This is a genomic window from Pseudomonas sp. MDT1-17 (genome assembly GCF_054898105.1).
This window is the reverse complement of record NZ_JBUBVM010000001.1, coordinates 6149549-6169579: the sequence shown is the minus strand read 5'-3', so window position 1 is coordinate 6169579 and position 20031 is coordinate 6149549. Positions and strand designations below refer to the sequence as shown.

Annotated in this window: 19 protein-coding genes and 3 pseudogenes; 13 read left to right on the top strand and 9 right to left on the bottom strand. The window is 59.0% G+C overall.

Annotated elements, in window-relative coordinates; translation table 11 throughout:
- Nucleotides 1–153: 153 nt before the first annotated feature.
- The 5 genes from ACYZTX_RS28510 to ACYZTX_RS28490 all read right to left on the bottom strand — a co-directional run bounded on the left by ACYZTX_RS28510 (nt 154) and on the right by ACYZTX_RS28490 (nt 4240).
- Nucleotides 154–471: a DUF2388 domain-containing protein gene (locus ACYZTX_RS28510; protein ID WP_462036811.1), complete on the bottom strand. Its 318-nt coding sequence runs from the start codon at nt 469–471 to the stop codon at nt 154–156.
- A gap of 68 nt (nt 472–539) precedes the next feature.
- A complete protein-coding gene (locus tag ACYZTX_RS28505) occupies nt 540–989 on the bottom strand; it encodes an NfeD family protein (protein WP_462036810.1) in 450 nt (149 codons plus the stop codon).
- Nucleotides 990–997: 8 nt separating this feature from the next.
- Nucleotides 998–1918: an SPFH domain-containing protein gene (locus tag ACYZTX_RS28500; RefSeq protein WP_008150402.1), complete on the bottom strand. Its 921-nt coding sequence runs from the start codon at nt 1916–1918 to the stop codon at nt 998–1000.
- A 108-nt stretch (nt 1919–2026) separates the two neighbouring features.
- Complete coding sequence (locus ACYZTX_RS28495; protein ID WP_462036809.1) at nt 2027–3811, bottom strand: GspE/PulE family protein; 1785 nt, start codon at nt 3809–3811, stop codon at nt 2027–2029.
- Nucleotides 3812–3901: 90 nt separating this feature from the next.
- Nucleotides 3902–4240 carry a hypothetical protein gene (locus ACYZTX_RS28490; protein ID WP_462036808.1) on the bottom strand — a complete coding sequence of 113 codons (339 nt, stop codon included), beginning with the start codon at nt 4238–4240 and terminating at the stop codon, nt 3902–3904.
- Between the two features lie 126 nt (nt 4241–4366).
- Here ACYZTX_RS28490 and ACYZTX_RS28485 point away from each other — a divergent pair, with 126 nt between their 5' ends.
- Nucleotides 4367–4831, top strand: a complete 465-nt coding sequence (locus ACYZTX_RS28485; protein WP_462036807.1) for an Lrp/AsnC family transcriptional regulator — start codon at nt 4367–4369, stop codon at nt 4829–4831.
- 114 nt (nt 4832–4945) lie between these two features.
- Here ACYZTX_RS28485 and ACYZTX_RS28480 read toward each other — a convergent pair whose 3' ends face one another.
- Nucleotides 4946–6313, bottom strand: coding sequence for a CYTH domain-containing protein (locus tag ACYZTX_RS28480; protein ID WP_462036806.1), 1368 nt, complete (start codon nt 6311–6313; stop codon nt 4946–4948).
- A 156-nt stretch (nt 6314–6469) separates the two neighbouring features.
- On the opposite strand from ACYZTX_RS28480, the gene argE reads away from it, so the two are divergent.
- Nucleotides 6470–7627, top strand: a complete 1158-nt coding sequence (argE, locus tag ACYZTX_RS28475) for an acetylornithine deacetylase (protein WP_462036805.1) — start codon at nt 6470–6472, stop codon at nt 7625–7627.
- Between the two features lie 136 nt (nt 7628–7763).
- Entirely contained in the window at nt 7764–9062 is a 1299-nt protein-coding gene (argA, locus tag ACYZTX_RS28470) for an amino-acid N-acetyltransferase (protein ID WP_462036804.1), read from the top strand.
- Between the two features lie 181 nt (nt 9063–9243).
- On the opposite strand, the pseudogene tauA reads toward argA, so the two are convergent.
- Nucleotides 9244–9495, bottom strand: a pseudogene (gene tauA / locus ACYZTX_RS28465) (taurine ABC transporter substrate-binding protein); the annotation flags it as partial.
- Nucleotides 9496–9861: 366 nt separating this feature from the next.
- Between tauA and ACYZTX_RS28460 the strand changes: the two are divergent.
- The 9 genes and pseudogenes from ACYZTX_RS28460 to ACYZTX_RS28420 all read left to right on the top strand — a co-directional run bounded on the left by ACYZTX_RS28460 (nt 9862) and on the right by ACYZTX_RS28420 (nt 17156).
- Nucleotides 9862–11235, top strand: a complete 1374-nt coding sequence (locus ACYZTX_RS28460; RefSeq protein WP_462036803.1) for an OprD family porin — start codon at nt 9862–9864, stop codon at nt 11233–11235.
- 83 nt (nt 11236–11318) lie between these two features.
- A pseudogene (locus ACYZTX_RS28455) lies at nt 11319–11447 on the top strand (peroxidase); the annotation flags it as partial.
- 279 nt (nt 11448–11726) lie between these two features.
- Nucleotides 11727–12320, top strand: coding sequence for an NADPH-dependent FMN reductase (gene ssuE, locus ACYZTX_RS28450; protein ID WP_462036802.1), 594 nt, complete (start codon nt 11727–11729; stop codon nt 12318–12320).
- 101 nt (nt 12321–12421) lie between these two features.
- Nucleotides 12422–13399, top strand: a complete 978-nt coding sequence (locus ACYZTX_RS28445; RefSeq protein ID WP_462036801.1) for a sulfonate ABC transporter substrate-binding protein — start codon at nt 12422–12424, stop codon at nt 13397–13399.
- A gap of 25 nt (nt 13400–13424) precedes the next feature.
- Complete coding sequence (gene ssuD / locus ACYZTX_RS28440; protein WP_462036800.1) at nt 13425–14573, top strand: FMNH2-dependent alkanesulfonate monooxygenase; 1149 nt, start codon at nt 13425–13427, stop codon at nt 14571–14573.
- Between the two features lie 8 nt (nt 14574–14581).
- Nucleotides 14582–15364 carry an aliphatic sulfonate ABC transporter permease SsuC gene (gene ssuC / locus ACYZTX_RS28435; RefSeq protein WP_462036799.1) on the top strand — a complete coding sequence of 261 codons (783 nt, stop codon included), beginning with the start codon at nt 14582–14584 and terminating at the stop codon, nt 15362–15364.
- Nucleotides 15361–16167 carry an aliphatic sulfonates ABC transporter ATP-binding protein gene (gene ssuB / locus ACYZTX_RS28430; RefSeq protein ID WP_462036798.1) on the top strand — a complete coding sequence of 269 codons (807 nt, stop codon included), beginning with the start codon at nt 15361–15363 and terminating at the stop codon, nt 16165–16167. The genes ssuC and ssuB overlap by 4 nt, the downstream gene beginning before the upstream one ends.
- A 33-nt stretch (nt 16168–16200) precedes the next feature.
- Nucleotides 16201–16416 (top strand): TOBE domain-containing protein, encoded by a 216-nt coding sequence (locus ACYZTX_RS28425; RefSeq protein ID WP_007942473.1) that lies wholly within the window; start codon nt 16201–16203, stop codon nt 16414–16416.
- A gap of 122 nt (nt 16417–16538) precedes the next feature.
- Nucleotides 16539–17156, top strand: coding sequence for an LbetaH domain-containing protein (locus ACYZTX_RS28420; protein ID WP_462036797.1), 618 nt, complete (start codon nt 16539–16541; stop codon nt 17154–17156).
- 4 nt (nt 17157–17160) lie between these two features.
- On the opposite strand, the gene ACYZTX_RS28415 is transcribed toward ACYZTX_RS28420, so the two are convergent.
- Both ACYZTX_RS28415 and ACYZTX_RS28410 read right to left on the bottom strand, forming a co-directional pair.
- The gene (locus ACYZTX_RS28415) at nt 17161–17799 is read right to left on the bottom strand and encodes a TetR/AcrR family transcriptional regulator (protein WP_462036796.1); all 639 of its coding nucleotides are present in this window, start codon (nt 17797–17799) and stop codon (nt 17161–17163) included.
- A 226-nt stretch (nt 17800–18025) separates the two neighbouring features.
- Complete coding sequence (locus ACYZTX_RS28410; protein ID WP_462036795.1) at nt 18026–19402, bottom strand: glutamine synthetase family protein; 1377 nt, start codon at nt 19400–19402, stop codon at nt 18026–18028.
- Nucleotides 19403–19680: 278 nt separating this feature from the next.
- On the opposite strand from ACYZTX_RS28410, the pseudogene ACYZTX_RS28405 reads away from it, so the two are divergent.
- Nucleotides 19681–19998, top strand: a pseudogene (locus ACYZTX_RS28405) (gamma-glutamyl-gamma-aminobutyrate hydrolase family protein); the annotation flags it as partial.
- Nucleotides 19999–20031 lie beyond the last annotated feature (33 nt).

Genomic DNA, 20031 nt, shown 5'->3' with positions numbered 1-20031 from the left:
GACGCTCATATCAGAGCATTCCCCAGTAATCCGCTGAATTCTCGTCAGGGGGCCGAGGTTTTGGCATTCGCCGCTGTAGGAAAGTGTTGTGCAGTTTTTCTGGCCCATAAAAAATGCCGCTCATATGAGCGGCATTTCTACAGGTGCGAAAGCTTATTCCGAAGCAACGGCATTCTTCGCCAGGATCGCATTCGCCAGTTCCATGTCCGTGGCCTGCAGACCAGGGTTGTCGGTGCGGACTTTCTGCATCGCGGCTTCCAGGTATGGCCCACGAATGCCGCCGTCACTGGCAACAAAACTGCCGGCGTCGTCCTGGGCGGCAACGATCAGCTTGTGATCCTTGAAGGTCAGGTAGGTCGAGCCGGTGGTCGCACCGGACGAGATGACGTTACGCCAAAAGCTATCGGCCATCGCCGAACCGACGGGAAGGGACAACAGGGCGATGGTAGCGACAGCAAGTTTGAGACGCATAAGGGGTGACTCCACTGGGTTATCTACGGCCTTGGATTGCCAATCACCCAGTCGAGTTCCGTAACGGCTTATTCAGCCGGTTCAACCAGCAAAATAGCCCCTTGCTGCCCGATCACCCGAACGCGGCTGCCCGCTGCGGCGTCAGGCCCTCGGGCCATCCACACACCGTCGGCGACCTTGATTTTGCCGCGACCGTCGACAATCGCTTCATGTACCACAAAGGTTTTGCCGATCAACTCCTGACCGCGCAGATTGAGGTTCGGCTGATCACTCACCCGCATCGCGCTACGCTGGCGTCTCCACCAGTACAGGGCGGTAGCCATCGAGAGCAGGCCGAACAGCAGAAACTGCAATTCCCAGGTGATGTCTGGCGCCGCAAAGGTCAGCACGCCAACGGCGGCGGCTGCTATGCCGATCCACAGCAAGTAGCCACCGGCGCCGAACACTTCGAGAATCAGCAGCACGGTGCCTAATGCCAGCCAGTCCCAGAACGATAAATGCTGCAGGAATGCCCACATATCGTGCCTCAGGCTTTCTTGTTATCGAACGTGGCCTTGACGATTTCGCCGATGCCGCCGACTGCGCCGATCATCGAACTGGCCTCGAGCGGCATCAGAATCACTTTGCTGTTGTTGGCCGAGGCCAGTTTGCCCAGCGCATCGATGTACTTCTGCGCGACGAAGTAATTGACTGCCTGCACGTTGCCGCCAGCGATGGCTTCGGACACCACTTTGGTCGCCTGGGCTTCGGCTTCGGCCTGGCGTTCACGGGCTTCGGCCTCAAGGAACGCTGCCTGACGACCCCCTTCGGCCTCCAGAATCTGCGCCTGCTTCTTGCCTTCGGCAGTCAGGATCGCCGCGGCGCGCAGGCCTTCGGCTTCAAGGATTTGCGCGCGCTTGATCCGCTCGGCTTTCATCTGCCCCGACATTGCAGCCATCAGGTCAGCCGGCGGGCTGATGTCCTTGATCTCGATCCGGGTGATCTTGATGCCCCACGGCGCCGTGGCTTCATCGACGGTGCGCAGCAGTTTTTCGTTGATCCCGTCACGCTGGCTGAGCATCGCGTCCAGCTCCATGGAGCCGAGCACGGTACGGATGTTGGTTTGCAGCAGGTTGCGAATCGCGTGTTCGAGGTTGTTGACCTCGTAGGCGGCCTGGGCGGTGTTGACCACCTGGAAGAAGCACACCGCGTCGATCTGCACCGTGGCGTTATCGGCGGTGATGACTTCCTGGGGTGGAATATCCAGCACGCTTTCCATCACGTTGATCTTGCGACCGATGCGGTCCATCACCGGAATGATGATGTTCAGACCGGGCTTGAGCGTGTTGGTGTAACGGCCGAAACGTTCGACCGTCCACTGATAACCCTGAGGCACGACCTTGAAACCCATGAACAGAATGGCGACCACCAGGCCGACAAAAAGTAAAAGCACGCTACCGATCTGCATAACAATTCCCTGTTGATCAATGATGTTGTGATCGCAGGAGTGTAGCGGCGCGGGTCGGGGATAAGAACTGTTAGTCGGCCCTCGCATCATCAGGAGACATAAAAGGTTTCACTTCTGCTCACTCTGCGGCGTCACCCGCAATACCTCCTCAATCGTCGTCAAACCCGCAGCGACTTTCTGCGCGCCCGACAACCGCAAACTGCGCATGCCTTCCTTGAACGCCTGACGCCGCACCGCCAGCAAATCGGTGTCGGGGTTGATCAGCGCTTTGACGCCGTCCGTCAGTTGCATGATTTCGTAGACCCCGGCGCGACCGCGGTAACCGGTATCGCGGCATTCCAGGCAACCAATGGCGCGATGTGCGTTGTGCGGCAACGGTGCCTGCCAGGGGCGGGTCAAGCTTTGCCAATCTTCTTCACCCAGTGTCAGCGGCGCCTTGCAGTGCGGGCACAAGGTGCGGACCAGGCGCTGGGCCATGACGCCGAGCACCGTGGCTTTGATCAGGTAATGCGGCACGCCCAGCTCCAGCAAGCGGCTGATCGCGCTTGGCGCATCGTTGGTGTGCAGCGTCGACAGCACCAAGTGGCCAGTGAGCGCAGCCTGGATCGCCATTTCGGCGGTTTCGAGGTCACGGATCTCGCCGATCATGATGATGTCCGGATCCTGTCGCATCAGCGCGCGCACACCGGCGGCGAAGGTCAGGTCGATGTTGTGTTGGACCTGCATCTGATTGAACGCCGGCTCGACCATTTCGATCGGGTCTTCGATGGTGCAGAGGTTGACCTCTGGCGTCGCCAGTTTCTTTAGCGTGGTGTAAAGCGTGGTGGTTTTCCCGGAACCGGTCGGCCCGGTGACCAAAATGATGCCGTTGGGCTGGCTAGTCATGTCCTGCCAGCGGCGCAAGTCATCGGCGGAGAATCCCAGCTGATCAAAGTTCTTGAGCAGTACCTCCGGGTCGAAGATCCGCATGACCATTTTTTCGCCGAATGCGGTAGGCAATGTTGATAGCCGCAGCTCGACTTCGCCACCGTCCGGGGTTTTGGTCTTGACCCGGCCGTCCTGGGGTTTGCGTTTTTCCGCGACGTTCATCCGCCCCAGGCTTTTCAGGCGACTGACGATGGCCATGTTCACTTGTGGCGGAAATTGATAGACGTTGTGCAGCACGCCGTCGATGCGAAAACGCACGGTGCCTTGCTCGCGACGGGGTTCGATGTGGATGTCGCTGGCCCGTTGCTGGAACGCGTACTGGAACAACCAGTCGACGATGTTGACGATGTGTGCGTCGTTGGCGTCCGGTTCCTGGTCGCTGGCGCCGAGGTTCAGTAGCTGCTCGAAGTTGCCCAGGGTGTTCATCTGCTGATCGGCGTTGGTCGCGCCGCTGACCGATTTGGCCAGTCGGAAGAACTCCACGCTGAAGCGCTGGATGTCGACCGGGTTGGCCACCACACGCTTGATCGGCAGTTTCAGCACGTGGGTCAAGTCGGACTCCCAGCCGGTGACGTAGGGCTGGGCGCTGGCCACGGTCACCGCGTCGCGGTCGATGGAGACCGCAAGAATCTTGTGGCGCTGGGCGAAGGCGTAGGACATCAGCGGCGTAATCGCCGCCACGTTTATTTTCAGCGGATCGATACGCAGATAAGGCTGGCCGGCTTGCTGCGACAGCCAAAGCGTCAGGCTTTCCAGGTCGAGGTGTTTGCCGGGACGACTGAGGTCGTCCAGGTGTTGGCTGGCGATAAATTCCAGTGGGTGCATCTGGCCATTGGCGGCGTGACGGCGTCGAGCATTGAGCGCGTGTTCGGCCGAGTCCTGGCTGATAAAGCCTTGGGCGACCAGTTCACGCAGCAAATCATTGAGATCCAGCCAGCGGTCCTGAATGGAAAGTTGAACGGACATGCGGGCTCCTCATGAACAACAGTTCGCAAAGGATAGTCGCGGACCCGCAGACCGTTGGGCCACTACCCGACGAAGCCGTGTCGAGTTCTTTCAGCCTGCCGCCTGAGCCGGTTCATCCCACGCGCAATCAGCCGCTTGCAGGTCAACCGAACAGACACTGATCAGGTTACGTAATTTTTCCGCGATCACTTGCGCGCGGTGCCAGCTCAGACCGTCCATCACGATGTCGATCGACAGCAGATCGTCCCTGCGCTGCATGTTGACCTGCACCGGTGTCAGGCACTGCAAGGCGAACAGGTTGAGCGCCCGGCACAGCAGGTCCGGTTCGGCCTCGGCCAGCAATTGATAGTGAACGCGGCAGTGGGCGTTGCTGGCGTTCCAGACATCGGTGCGGGTGTGCGGGTTGTTCACGGCTTCTAGATGCGGCATGGTCGGTCTCCAAAATCACTGGAGGAATTTTTACATTCGGTACCGGGCATTTCTTATCTATGATTGGGTGTATTGGCGATTATTTGAATTGTTTGATTCGTTAAGTTTTCAATTAAAGGTTTTTTTATGCATAGCGAACTGGATGGCTACGACCGCAAGATTCTCGCGTTGCTGCAAGAAGACGCTTCACTCTCCAGCGCACAGCTCGCCGAACAGGTGGGACTCTCGCAGTCGCCGTGCTGGCGACGGATTCAGCGGATGAAGGAAGAGGGGATCATTCGCGGACAGGTGACCTTGCTCGACCGGAAGAAAATCGGCCTGAATACGCAGATCTTCGCTGAAATCAAACTCAACGCTCACGGGCGTTCGAACTTCACCGAGTTCACCGAGGCGATTCGCGGCTTTCCCGAAGTGCTGGAGTGTTATGTGCTGATGGGGTCGGTGGATTTCTTGCTGCGCATCGTCACGGCGGACATCGAAGCGTATGAGCGCTTCTTCTTCGAGAAGCTGTCGATGGTGCCGGGGATCCAGGAGGTTAACTCGATCGTGGCTTTATCCGAGATAAAGTCCACGACGAGTTTGCCGGTCTGAAGTTTTGCGGTGAGTGTGCGTGCCTCTTCGCGAGCAGGCTCGCTCCCACAGTTGACCGAGTTGTCTGAACGAATGCGGTCTAATGTGGGAGCGAGCCTGCTCGCGAAGGCGGAATTACATACGCAGCAGCATCTTCCAGGCACGATTCTGATAAACCGCAATCGCCTGCTGCTTGCGCGCATCCAGCGATTCATCGGTGATCGGCTCGTTCGCTAACAGAGCAAGCTGTTTCAGCTCACCATACAGGCGATCCATTTCCGGGATGTCCAGCACGCTGCGGGCGTGGTGCAACCAGGCCTGGATGCGCTCGATACGCGGCAGTTGCTCGGCGAGATCTTCCGGCTGTTGCTGGTAACGCTGCAACTGCAGCGAAGTCGCTTCTTCACCCAGCAGGCGGGGTAACCAGCTACCCAATTGCGCAGCGCCCTGACGATTGCCCCGGACGTTGCGATCGGCAGCCCAGGTGCGGGCCAGCAACCAGCGCGAAGTGTTCAGCGAGAACAGGCCCCAACGCGGGTCTTCAAGTTCTTCGAGGAACTGCTCCGGCGCGGCTTTACGCACGTCTTCGTCGTCGACACCGGCGTGAACCAGCGGACGCCAGTCTTCGAGCAAGGCATCCAGCGCGACGCGCAGATCGTGGGTCGACTGACGCGGTGCCGCTTGGCCCAGACTGCTGAGCAGCGCGCGCAATTCAGCCAGGTTCTCGACCCAATCCTGCAACAGGCGCCAGTGGCCGTTGAAGCGATACTGCTCGGCCAGACGCTGGCTGCTGCCCAGCAAATGCCAGCTCAGCGCTGCGAAAGCGTCGTCCAGCGGGGTTTCGGCGGTGATCTGCGGCGCCGGCAGGCTCAGCGAGTAGCTGTTGGCGTCGTACAAGCGATAACCGCGCTCGGCCTTACTGATGTCACACGGCATCAGGGCCAGGGTCGCGGCCAGTTCGGCGGCCAGTTCCAGCAAAGCGGCCGGCTCGCCTTCGCGCAGTTCCAGCTCCAGTTCGCAGATTTCTTCTTTCTGCTTGCCGACCACCACGTGACCGAGGTCCAGCGCGGCTTCGATGACCACTTTGGTCTTGCCACGGCCCCAAGCGATTTCAGCGCGTTCGCGGACGAAATCGGTGGTGAAGATCGCCTTCAGGGTTTTCTTGTCCAGCTCGGCGAGTTCTTCGGGCCAGCATTCGCCGTCGAGTTTCTTCACGTCGAGCTTGGCTTTGGGCAGGTTCCAGTCGTATTCGTTACGCACCGACAGACCGGCGACGCTCTGGCCACGGGTCTTGAGGGTCTGAATCACTTCTTCGCCATCGCGGCGCAGGCGCAGGGCAACCTTGGCGCGGGCCAGGTCGCGCTCAGGCGTGTCGAAGTACTGGTTCATCAACTCACGGCGTTCCCAGCCACTTTTGTTGCGTTTTTTCAGGAGCGGGTGCTCGCGCAGGGCAGCGAGGGTTTCGCGGCTGACGCGGAGTTTGATTTCGGTTTCTTTCTGCATGGCCGGAAAATCCAGGATCGGGAGCGCAGCCGGGGGAATGTGTGGCTGCCAAGGCCGTGCAGTGTACAGGACTCATCAGTCCTACGTGCCGCGGCGGTTTATTCCTGTCGCCGGATGGTTCTATGATGGACTTCAATTCGGGAGTTGGAGTCAGCGATGCCTTTGCCGTCCATGAAAGATCAGTTCGCTGCGCTGATCGCTACGCCGTCCGTCAGCTGTACGCAGGCCCGCCTCGATCAATCCAACCGCCCGGTGATTGATCTGCTGGCGAGTTGGCTCGGCGATCTGGGTTTTACCTGCGACATCCAGCAGGTCAGCCCCGGCAAATTCAACCTGCTGGCCAGTTTCGGTTCTGGCCCCGGCGGCCTGGTGCTGGCCGGTCACAGTGACACTGTGCCGTTTGACGGCGCGCTGTGGCAGACCGATCCGCTGAAGCTGACCGAAGTCGATGGCCGCTGGATCGGGCTGGGCAGTTGCGACATGAAGGGTTTTTTCGCCCTGGCCATAGAAGCCGTCATTCCTCTGCTCGACCAATCGTTCAAACAGCCGCTGCTGATCCTCGCTACCTGTGATGAAGAAAGCTCGATGTCCGGCGCTCGCGCCTTGGCCGAAGCCGGGCGGCCACTGGGTCGTGCCGCTGTCATCGGCGAGCCGACTGGGCTAAAGCCGATCCGCATGCACAAAGGCATCATGATGGAGCGCATCGACATCCTTGGTCAGAGCGGCCATTCCTCGGACCCGCGCCTTGGCCACAGTGCCCTCGAAGCCATGCACGACGCCATTGGTGAACTGCGCGGTTTACGCCTGCTGTGGCAGCGCGAATTTCGCAATCCGCAGTTCGGTGTACCGACGCCGACCCTGAATTTCGGCTGTATTCATGGTGGCGATAACCCCAACCGCATTTGCGGCCAGTGTTCGCTGGAGTTTGATCTGCGTCCGTTGCCGGGCATGGACCCCAATGCCCTGCGCGCGGAGATTCTGCAGAAGCTCAAACCCATTGCCGAGTGGCATCAGGTGAAGATCGATTACGCGCCGCTGTTCCCCGAAGTGCCGCCGTTTGAGCAAGCCGAGGACGCCGAATTGGTCCGGATCGCGGAAAAGCTCACCGGCCATCGCGCCGAAGCAGTGGCGTTCGGCACCGAAGCGCCTTATCTTCAGCGTCTTGGCTGCGAAACACTGGTGCTCGGCCCTGGCGATATCGCCTGTGCGCACCAACCGGGGGAATACCTCGAAATGTCACGTTTGCAGCCTACGGTGCATCTATTACGGCAACTGATTGAACATTACTGCCTCACACCGGCCCAAGCCGTATAAATTGCCAGCATCCCAACCCGTATTCATGAGGAGAGCGCGCGTGTCGCCAAGCCTGTTCCGACGATAACCATCAGCCCGCTGTGCGTTTTTCTGTTTCGCCCATTTTTTGGCTGCTATTTATTACAGGCCCAGGTTCATGCCCGAATACGTTAATTGGCTTCGTCACGCTTCGCCTTACATCAACGCCCACCGCGATTGCACCTTCGTCGTCATGCTGCCTGGCGACGGCGTGGAGCACCCGAACTTCGGCAATATCGTCCACGACCTGGTGCTGTTGCACAGCCTGGGCGTGCGACTGGTGCTGGTTCACGGTTCCCGTCCGCAAATTGAAACCCGCCTCGCCGCGCGTGGCCTGACCCCGCATTACCACCACGGCATGCGCATCACCGATGCCGCGACCCTTGAGTGCGTGATCGATGCGGTTGGCCAGCTGCGTATCGCCATCGAAGCGCGACTGTCCATGGACATGGCTTCATCGCCAATGCAGGGCTCGCGTCTGCGGGTGGCCAGCGGCAACCTGGTTACGGCGCGGCCGATTGGCGTGCTCGAAGGCGTCGACTATCACCATACCGGCGAAGTGCGCCGGGTCGACCGCAAGGGCATCAATCGTCTGCTGGATGAACGCTCCATCGTGCTGTTGTCGCCATTGGGTTACTCGCCGACCGGTGAGATTTTCAACCTCGCCTGTGAAGACGTCGCCACTCGCGCGGCCATCGATCTGGGGGCGGACAAGTTGCTGTTGTTCGGCGCCGACTTGGGTCTGATCGATGAAAACGGTCGTCTGGTTCGTGAGTTGCGCCCGCAACAAGTGCCGGCGCATCTGCAGCGCCTGGGCAGCAACTATCAGGCTGAGCTGTTGGATGCGGCCGCCGAGGCCTGCCGTGGCGGCGTGGCGCGCAGTCATATCGTCAGCTACGCCGAAGACGGCGCACTGTTGACCGAGCTGTTCACCCGTGACGGTGGCGGTACGCTGGTGGCCCAGGAGCAATTCGAGATTGTGCGCGAAGCGGCCATCGAAGACGTCGGCGGCTTGCTGGATTTGATCAGCCCGCTGGAAGAGCAGGGCATTCTGGTGCGCCGTTCCCGTGAGGTGCTGGAGCGTGAGATCGAGCAGTTCAGTGTGGTCGAACGCGAAGGCATGATCATCGCATGTGCGGCGCTGTATCAGATTGCTGATTCGGACGCGGGGGAGTTGGCGTGTCTGGCGGTGAACCCGGAATACCGCCATGGCGGTCGTGGTGATGAGTTGCTGGAGCGCATTGAAACCCGCGCCCGGGCGCAAGGGTTGAACACCTTGTTCGTACTGACTACGAGGACCGCTCACTGGTTTCGCGAGCGTGGTTTCGTGCCGAGCAGCGTCGATCGCCTGCCGTCGGCGCGGGCATCGCTATACAACTATCAGCGTAATTCGAAGATCTTCGAAAAAACCCTCTGACCTGATCGCTCCCACGCGCAGCGAAGGAACGTCTCAACGGACGCTCCGCGTTCGGCTGTTGTGGGACGCGGAGCGTCCTGGGTTGCATTCCCACGCAGAGCGTGGGAACGATCATCCCTCAGTGACAAACTTTGCGCTGACATACGGCCCCATTGACCAGCCTGAGCGGCGGCGGCCAACGGGCTGAGCCGCGGTTGCCGATCTGCACGTCGCCGGAAGCAATGGCTGTAACCACTTCCGGGCCGCTATTGAAACGACGCCAGTCAATTTTCTGGCCGATGGTTTTCTCGTACAGTCCATCTGCCTGGGGGACTTTGCTGGGGTCGATACCGGTTTGATAACCGACCGTGAGGTTCGCCGCGTGAGCGCTAAAAGAAAATAATACCGATACACAAACTGTAACAAATGGACTGGATAGTGCGCGCTTGGCCATCATAGGGTCGCAAATTCGATAGGGATTGACGTTTTTGGGATGCTTAAACGCTAATCGATCTAAAAAAAGGCTAACAAATACCATTTAGGAATTAGCTTATGAGCCGATACCCAGTGTCCCGGTTCGGATAGATAGTGCTTAGCTATATTCCTTAATGGTATTAAAACTTACAAAACAATTCTTTTTGGTTTTGAAGAATTCATTCCCTGCTGGGACCAAATCACTGCGGTTAGACCTTGGTCGTAGACACATATGGTTACGATTGCCTTATAAGTCACGGTCTGGCGCTAATCGCGCATCTTGGATCTGGGGCGTTAGACCCGAGACCAAAGAACACAAAAATTAGAAACGATAGGAGCGAAACAAATGAACAAGTCCACCTTGGCCCTGGCTGTGGCCGTAGGGGTTTTGGCGCAGCAGGCAGGCGCCGCCGGTTTTATCGAAGACAGCAAGGCTACTTTGGGGCTGCGTAACTTCTACATCAACAACGATAACCGTGATTCCGGTGCTCATACCACCCAGAGTAAGGCAGAAGAATGGGGCCAAGGCTTCGACCTGCGTTTCATCTCCGGTTACACCCAAGGCACCGTTGGCTTCGGTATTGATGCTATCGGCCTGCTGGGCGTGCGTCTGGATTCGGGTGGTGGCACTAATGGTGCGAGCCCTGCAACCAGCACAAACTATGGTTCTTATGGCGGTACTGTTTTCCCAAGCAAGTCTAACGGCGAAGCGGTTGATAACTTCTCCAGCCTGGGCCTGACTGCCAAAGCCAAGATCTCCCAGACCGAACTGAAACTGGGCACTCTGCAGCCAAAACTGCCGGTGATCGTGACCAACGATGGTCGTCTGCTGCCGCAAACCTTCCAGGGCGGTCAGATCACCTCGAACGAGATCAAGGACCTGACACTGGTCGGTGGTCAGATCGAGCACGTCAAGGGCCGTAACTCCAGCAACAACGAAGAGTTGTCGATCGCTGGTGCTAACGGTCGTACTGCAGCCGGCCGTGACAGCAACAAGTTCATTTACGGTGGCGGCGACTACAAAATCACCAAAGACCTGACGGCCCAGTACTACTACGGCAACCTGGAAGATTTCTACAAGCAACACTTCCTGGGTCTGGTTCACAACTGGGCTATCGGCCCGGGCGTGTTGAAGTCTGATTTCCGCTACTTCAACAGCTCCGATGATGGTGCTAACGGCAACGACTCGAACTACTTCAGCTCGGGTAACTATCAGGGTTTCCGTGCTGGCAGGGGCAAAGTCGACAACAACTTGTACAGCGGCCTGTTCCTGTACTCCGTTGCCGGTCACACCTTCGGTGGTGGTTACCAGGTCAGCAACGGTAGCAGCGATTTCCCTTGGCTGAACCAGGGTGACGGCTCGTCGGCTTACCTGACTACCGATAGTCAGATCGCCAAGTTCGCCCGTGCCGGCGAACGTACCTGGCAAGCTCGCTACTCGTATGACTTCGCCAAGGTCGGCTTGCCAGGCGCTACTGCCGGCATCGTTTACCTGCGCGGTGACAACATCGACACCATCAACAGCTCCAGCACCGCAGTGTCCGGCTCTGGCCGTTCCGAGTGGGAGCGCGACCTGACCCTGGCCTATGTAGTCCAGAGCGGTCCACTGAAAAACCTGGGCCTCATGTGGAAGAACGCCATGTGGCGCAACGACGTCCCAGGCCAACGCGACCAGGACGAAAACCGTCTGATCGTCAGCTACTCGATCCCGCTGTTGTAATAGCGCTCGCGTAACCGACGTAAAAAAAGCCCCGCCCCGGCATCACGCCTGGCGGGGCTTTTGCGTTTTCAAGTCAGGCTCACTTCGTGGACGGTGATGAAGTGGTGATCGTGCCATCGCTCAAGGATGAAGACGAAATCCAGAAACGTTTTCCCAAGGGCTATCGCGCGGTGAAGCCGTACCTGCGCCTGACGCCACAACCGAATCGTTGAAGATCAAAAGATCGCAGCCTTCGGCAGCTCCTACGGGTGTACGTCGATCCATGTAGGAGCTGCCGTAGGCTGCGATCTTTTCAAGGCATCCACAAAGCTGGGGATTTCAGGCCGTTTTTACGACCTTTTTTTTCTGGGAAATGATGCCTCTCATAGACCTACAAAGAATAACTAAATGAATAAATATGATTTATGGATATAACAATCACCTGTTAAGGTCACTCCACCAACGCGAGATCGCAAGCGCGATTCGCCAACACGGTTCAAGGAATCGCCTAAATGCTGGTCGTCTCACTCGGTGGCAGTCCCAGCCTACGCTCCCGTTCCGGGGTGCTGCTGGAGCGCTCCCAACGCTGGTTGCAGGAGCAAGGTGTGGAAGTGGTGAGTTACCAGGTACGGGACTTCCCGGCCGAAGACTTGCTGCATGCGCGCTTCGACAGCCCGAAGGTCATCGACCTGCTGCAGCAGATTGAAAACGCCGATGGCCTGCTGATCGCTACACCGGTGTACAAGGCGTCGTTCTCCGGCGCATTGAAAACCGTACTGGACCTGCTGCCCGAGCGCGCCCTGGCCCACAAGGTGGTTTTGCCAATGGCCACCGGCGGCAGCATCGCGCACATGCTGGCGGTGGATTACGCGCTCAAGCCGGTGCTGTCGGCGTTGAAAGCCCAGGAAATGCTCCACGGGATTTTCGCCGTGGACAGCCAGATCGCTTACGGCGAAGGCAGCGCCCAGGCGCAGTTGGTACCCGAGCTGGAACAACGACTGAATGAATCGCTGGAGTTGTTTTTCAGCGCCATGGCCCGACGGCCCAAGCCGATCGATCCAAACCTGTTGAATGAACGTTTGTTGAGTGCTCGCGGGAGCATTTAAGCCAGCACTTAAGCCACACCTCAATTTGAAGTATTCACCTTACTCAGCCGCTAACGGCCAAGCAGGTGCAGCCAAAACCCAACTGCAAAAAGGAGAGCGCTATGCGCACTGTCATTTTGCGTCGTGGTCTGGTCGCTCTGTTTGTTGCGGCTGCCTTCGGCGTTATTACTCAAGCTCAGGCGCTTTCTACCCATGAAGGCGTCCTTCGGATCGGTTATCAAAAGTACGGCACCTTGGTGCTGCTCAAAGCCAAAGGCACACTTGAAAAACGCCTCGCCGCCCAAGGCGTGGACGTGCAATGGACTGAATTCCCCGGCGGCCCGCAACTGCTTGAAGGTCTGAACGTCGGCTCCATCGACTTCGGCGTTACGGGTGAAACGCCACCCGTATTCGCTCAAGCCGCCGGCGCCGATCTGCTCTACGTTGCCTACGAACCGCCAGCGCCCCAAGGCGAAGCGATCCTGGTGCCGAAGGACTCGCCGATCAAATCGGTGAAGGACCTCAAGGGCAAGAAAGTCGTGCTCAACAAAGGCTCCAACGTTCACTACCTGTTGGTCCGCGCACTGGAAGATGCCGGTTTCAAATACACCGACGTCCAGACTGTATTCCTGCCGCCCGCCGACGCTCGCGCCGCGTTCGAACGTGGCAGCGTCGATGCCTGGGTGATCTGGGATCCGTACCAGGCTGCTGCCGAACAGCAACTGCAAGCACGCACCCTGCGTGATGGCCAAGGCATCGTCGACAACCATCAGTTCTACCTGGCAACCAAGCCTTACGCATCGAAAAACCCTGAGGTGATCAAGACCCTCGTGGAAGAAGTGCGCGCGGTCGGCGAATGGGCCAAAGCCAACCCCATCGACGTGACCAAACAGGTTTCGCCACTGATCGGCCTGCCGGCGGACATCACCCTGACCTCGATGAAACGCCAGGGCTACGGCGCGCTGTTTCTCACGCCTGAAGTGGTCGCCGCCCAACAGAAAATCGCCGACAGCTTCTACCAGCTCAAGCTGATTCCAAAGCCGCTGAGCATCAAAGACGTGATCTGGACGCCACCGGCGGCCGTTGCCAAAGCTCTGTAATTCGATTCCCTAAGGAGACCACTCCATGAGCCTCAATATCTTCTGGTTCCTGCCTACCCACGGCGACGGCCATTACCTTGGCACCGCCGAAGGCGCTCGCGCCGTCGACCACGGTTACCTGCAACAAGTCGCGCAAGCGGCGGATCGCCTGGGCTTCGGCGGAGTGCTGATTCCTACCGGTCGCTCGTGCGAAGACTCGTGGCTGGTAGCGGCGTCGCTGATCCCGGTGACCCAACGGTTGAAGTTCCTCGTCGCCCTGCGCCCCGGGATCATTTCCCCGACGGTGGCCGCGCGTCAGGCGGCGACGCTGGATCGCTTGTCCGGCGGTCGTGCGTTGTTCAACCTGGTCACCGGCGGTGATCCGGAAGAATTGGCCGGCGACGGTTTGTTCCTGACTCACGAAGAGCGCTATCAAGCCTCGGTGGAATTCACCCGTATCTGGCGCCGCGTGCTGGAAGGCGAAACCGTCGACTACGACGGTCAGCACATCAGTGTGAAGGGCGCCAAGTTGCTCTATCCGCCGATCCAGCAACCGCGCCCGCCGCTGTACTTCGGTGGTTCTTCGGAAGCGGCGCAAGACCTCGCGGCAGAGCAGGTCGAGATGGTCCTGACCTGGGGCGAACCACCCGCAGCCGTTGCCGAGAAAATCGAACAAGTGCGTGCCAAAGCCGCGAAGCTCGGCCGCACCGTGCGTTTCGGCATTCGTTTGCATGTGATCGTTCGCGAAACCAACGCCGAAGCCTGGCAAGCGGCGGATCGTCTGATCTCCCATCTGGACGACGAAACCATCGCGCGTGCCCAGGCTTCTCTGGCGCGCTTCGACTCGGTCGGTCAGCAACGCATGGCCGCATTACACGGTGGCAGCCGCGACAATCTGGAAGTCAGCCCCAACCTGTGGGCCGGTGTCGGCCTGGTGCGCGGCGGTGCTGGCACGGCGCTGGTGGGCGACGGTCCAACCGTGGCCGCCCGCGTGAAGGAATACGCAGACCTGGGCATCGACACGTTCATCTTCTCCGGTTATCCACACCTGGAAGAGTCTTACCGCGTTGCCGAGTTGCTGTTCCCGCACCTGGACATCGAGCGTTCAGAGTTGCCGAAAGGCGCCGGTTACGTCAGCCCGTTTGGTGAGATGGTCGCCAACGATATTCTTCCCAAAGCCGCGTCGCAGAGCTGACGCGCGCCATGAAGAAACTTATCCACAGCCTTGCGCCCTGGGTGTTGCCTGTTTTGCTGCTGGCGGTGTGGCAGTTGTCGGTGTCGGCGGGCTGGTTGTCGACACGGATTTTGCCGGCGCCAATCGCCGTCATCGAAGCCGGCGTCGGCCTGGTGCGCAGCGGTGAAATCTGGACTCACCTGGCGATCAGTGGTTGGCGCGCAGCGCTGGGCTTCGTCATCGGCGGGGGTATCGGTCTGGCGTTGGGTTTCATCACCGGCCTGTCGCAATGGGGCGAACGGCTGCTCGACAGTTCGGTGCAGATGATCCGCAACGTGCCGCACCTGGCGCTGATTCCACTGGTGATCCTGTGGTTCGGCATCGATGAGTCGGCGAAGATTTTCCTGGTGGCATTGGGCACGTTGTTCCCGATCTATCTCAACACCTATCACGGCATCCGCAATGTCGATCCGGCGCTGGTGGAAATGTCCCGCAGTTATGGCTTGTCCGGTTTCAGCCTGTTCCGTCAGGTGATCCTGCCGGGCGCGCTGCCTTCGATTCTGGTCGGTGTGCGCTTCGCCCTCGGTTTCATGTGGTTGACCCTGATCGTGGCAGAAACCATTTCTGCAAGCTCCGGCATTGGCTACCTGGCGATGAATGCCCGAGAGTTTTTGCAGACCGACGTGGTGGTGCTGGCGATTCTCTTGTACGCCGTGCTCGGCAAACTCGCCGACCTCGCGGCTCGTGGACTTGAACGCGTGTGGTTGCGCTGGCACCCGGCCTATCAGGTGACCAAGGGAGGTGCAGCATGACGGCTCAACAACCTCCACGCCTGCTGCGCGGTATTGCGCTGGTAGTGCGCAAGCTGCAAAAAACCTTCGGCTCGCGGCAGGTGCTGCGTGAGATCGATCTGCACATCCCGGCCGGTCAGTTTGTTGCCGTGGTCGGTCGTAGCGGTTGCGGCAAAAGTACCTTGCTGCGCTTGCTCGCCGGCCTCGACAAACCCACGGGTGGTGAATTGCTGGCCGGTTCCGCGCCGCTGAGTGAGGCGCGGGAAGACACCCGGCTGATGTTCCAGGAAGCGCGTTTGCTGCCGTGGAAAAAGGTCATCGACAACGTCGGTCTTGGGCTCAAGGGCAACTGGCGGCCACAGGCGCTGGAAGCCTTGGAATCGGTAGGTCTGGCAGACCGCGCCAATGAATGGCCGGCCGCCTTGTCCGGCGGACAAAAGCAACGTGTGGCCCTGGCCCGCGCGCTGATCCATCAACCGCGTTTGCTGTTGCTGGACGAACCGCTGGGCGCGCTGGATGCGCTGACCCGAATTGAAATGCAGCAGCTGATCGAGCGGCTCTGGCAGAAGCACGGTTTCACCGTGTTGCTGGTCACCCACGACGTCAGTGAAGCGGTGGCGATTGCCGATCGGGTGATCCTGATCGAAGAGGGCGAAGTCGGCCTCGACCTGCACGTCGAGTTGCCGCGCCCTCGGGTTCGCGGCTCCCATCGGCTGGCGGCGCTGGAAACCGAGGTCCTCAAACGCGTGCTGGCGTTGCCCGGCGAACCGCCGGCGCCGGAACCTGTTTCACCCTTGCCCACGCAATTGCGTTGGGCTCAATAACTCAAGCCTTATCCAATGACAGGAATCAACATCATGACGATCAAAGCCATCAACGTTCGCAACCAGTTCAAAGGCGCCATCAAGGAAATCGTACTCGGTGACGTGCTGTCGGAAATCGACGTACAGACCGCTTCCGGCATCGTCACCTCGGTGATTACCACTCGCTCGGTGAAAGAGCTGGAACTGGTGGTCGGCAGCGAAGTGATCGCGTTTGTGAAATCCACCGAGGTGTCGATCGCCAAGTTGTAAGCGCGTGTGCAAACAACAACCCCGAAGGGTTTTAGCCCTTCGGGGTTTTTTTATGGAGGCTGCGACGGTGGTAGAGTTCGGCTGATTCGTTTTGATAGACGCTTGGCGAAAGGAGATCAACCGTGACTGTCAGAATTTCAGATTACATTCATGACGTGGCCTGCTCACCACTGGCCGAATGGGCCGGGCTGACACCTTGGGAAGTGGTGATCAATGCGCCTGAACGTGTGCAGCAGCTGCTCACGAGGCTGGCGTGCGATGAGTACGACGTGCAGGGCGATATCGCCATCCATCGCACGGCGCGGTACGAGGAAGGGGCGATACTCAAAGGCCCATTGATCATCGGCCCTGGTTGTTTTATTGCCGCGGGTGCTTATCTGCGCGGCGGTTGTTGGCTGGGCGAAAACTGCATCATCGGTCCCGGCGCGGAACTCAAGTCTTCGTTCGTCTTCAGCGGTACCAAACTTGCCCACTTCAATTTCGTCGGTGACTCGGTGTTGGGCGCCGGGGTCAATCTGGAAGCCGGCAGTATCATTGCCAACTACCGCAATGAACGCGCTGACAAAGGCGTTAACGTGAGGGTGAACAATGTTCTTCGGCCGACGGGTTGTGAAAAATTTGGCGCCCTGATGGGTGACGGCTCACGCCTTGGTGCCAACGCCGTGGTTGCGCCAGGGGGATTGCTGCTGCCAGGAACAGTGATCCGGCGTTTGTCACTCTACGATTGCGAAGTGTCATAGCGCGTCAGAGCGCAAGTGCACGCTTGGGCAGGTAGGGTGGCAAGTACAGCCCCAGATAAGCATCAAACACCCGCATGCCTTCTTCGGCCATGCGCGGGGTGATCTGTCCGTGTTGTTGCACCGAGCGCGCATAGACGCGGTCGCCGAGCTCCATGGCCAGGGCAAACACATCGACGTCGGTCGGTAGTGTCGGCAGCTCGAAGTGGTGGTCGAAGAGTTTGTGCATCAGGTCGCCGAGTTCGATGTCGTGCTGACGGTCGGCCTGGGTGACCTCGGTCAACCCGTGCTGGGCGAGTATGAGCTGGCGGGCGGCGGCGTCCTCGCTGTAGATCGCGAGCATGCGTTGCTCTACCAGTCGCGACAGATCGCGCCAGCCGTTCAGGATGTCGTGGTCGATGGGTGCTTGCAGGCAGGCACGGAACGCCGCGTGGACATCGGCCGTCAGGGCTTCGAGCAGCGCCGGGACGCTGGCAAAGAAGTGGTAGACGGAGGAGGGCGGAATCTCCGCGCGTTCGGCGACGCTGTAGATCGACAGGCTGGCCACGCCCTCGGCAGCCAGCAGCGTGCGGGCGGCATCGAGTATCGAATCGATCCGGGCCTGGCTGCGTGCGCGGGGTTTGCGTGGGGTGGCGAGTCGGGTCATTGGTGTCTCCTGCAGGGCAGCGGGCATTGTACGAGCAGGGTTTGATGTTGTCTGCCAGGACGCCTTCGCGAGCAGGCTCGCTCCCACAGTTGATCTCCAGCGAACATGAATTTTGTGCACACAGGAAATCCCCTGTGGGAGCGAGCCTGCTCGCGAACCGCCGAAGGCGGCCATAAAAAAACGCCGCAAGCTGTGAGGCCTGCGGCGTTGTTTTTACTGCAATCGCTTACACGGTGTGCAGGTACCAGTTGTACTCGAGGTCGGAGATGGAGTGTTCGAACTCCTCCAGCTCGCTCTCTTTACACGCGACGAAGATATCGATGTATTTCGGATCGATGTACTTGGCCATGACTTCGCTGTCGTCCAGCTCACGCAATGCATCGCGCAGGTTGTTCGGTAGGCTTTGCTCGTTCTGCTCGTAGGAGTTGCCTTCCACGGGTGCGCCTGGCTCGATCTTGTTGGTCAGACCGTGGTGCACGCCTGCCAGGACCGAAGCCATCAGCAGGTACGGGTTGGCATCGGCGCCAGCAACGCGGTGTTCCAGACGGACCGCGTCGGCGGAACCGGTCGGCACACGCACCGCAACAGTACGGTTGTCCAGACCCCAGCACGGTGCATTCGGCACGTAGAACTGTGCACCGAAACGACGGTAGGAGTTGACGTTCGGGCAGAGGAAAGCCATCTGCGCCGGTAGGGTCTCGAGCACACCGCCGATCGCGTGACGCAGTGCGGCGTTCTGCTCGGGATCCTCACTGGCAAAAATGTTTTTGCCGTCTTTATCAAGAATCGAGATGTGGACGTGCAGACCGTTACCCGCCTGGCCCGGATAAGGCTTGGCCATGAAGGTAGTGTCCATCTCATGGTCGTAGGCGATGTTTTTGATCAGACGCTTGAGCAGAACCGCGTAATCGCAGGCCTTGATCGGGTCGGCCACGTGGTGCAGGTTCACTTCGAACTGCGCCGGGGCACTTTCCTTGACGATTGCGTCGGCAGGGATGCCTTGCTCTTTCGCACCTTCCAGAATGTCCTGGAGGCAGTCGACGTATTCGTCGAGGTCGTCGATCAGGTAAACCTGTGTCGAGTGTGGGCGTTTGCCGGAGACCGGCGAGCGTGGCGGTTGCGGACGACCGTTCACGTTCTCCTGGTCGATCAGGTAGAACTCCAGTTCGAACGCGGCGCAGATGGTCAGGCCCATGTCGTCGAACTTGCGTACTACATTGGCCAGCACTTCTCGCGGGTCAGCAAAGAACGCCTGGCCTTCGAGTTCGTGCATGGTCATTAACAGTTGCGCGGTAGGGCGCTTCTGCCAAGGCTCGTTGCACAGGGTGTCAGGGATTGGATAGCAGATTCGGTCAGCATCGCCGATGTCCAGGCCCAGACCGGTGCTTTCCACCGTCGAGCCATTGATATCCAGAGCAAATAGAGAGGCCGGCAGGTTGATGCCTTTCTCGTAAACCTTGTGGAGACTGGTGCGTTCAATGCGCTTGCCGCGCACCACACCATTCATATCCGCAATCAGAAGGTCAACGTACAGAACCTCAGGATGTTCCTTAAGGAACGCGTTCGCTTCGTTAAGCTGAACGGCACGCGGGGGTACCGACATGATGCAACACCTTTGTTGTTAAAAATATCAATCATTGATCTCTTCGGGTTTCAGTCAACCCGAACGGCATGCCGAAGTCAAGCGAGGCCTTTTTTGTCCTAAAAAAGCGCCCTTGGGGCATTTTTGAGGCACTTTGGGGCGTTTTTATGCCTTTGAGCGCTTTAGCGCCTGCGAGCTTGAGCGGGCCGTGTTGTATTTTTTACGGGGGTGTTGTGTAAAAAAATGAACAAGGCTAAGCTCGATTCAAACCCATAACACCAATAATACCGGGGTGCTTCATGTCTCGCCTGCCGTTAATCGGCGTCACCATCTGCTCAAGGCAGATCGGTCTGCATGCTTATCACATCAGTGGCGATCGTTACGCTCACGCCAAGGCCCGTGTTGCCAAAGGCGTGCCGTCGACTCTTCCTTCCCCGGCAAACCCGCTGGCTCCGTCCGATATTCTGGACGGTCTACACGATATTCTCTTTACCGGTTGTCCTTCCAATATAGAACTGTTTTACCGTGCCGGCCCGACCAACGTGTCGAGCATTGCTCATGATTCTGCACGACCTGATCTTATCTCGCTCACCCGCGCCATTACCCGTGCGGGTGTTGGTGCGCGGCAATTGCAGTGGCAATCTGTACCA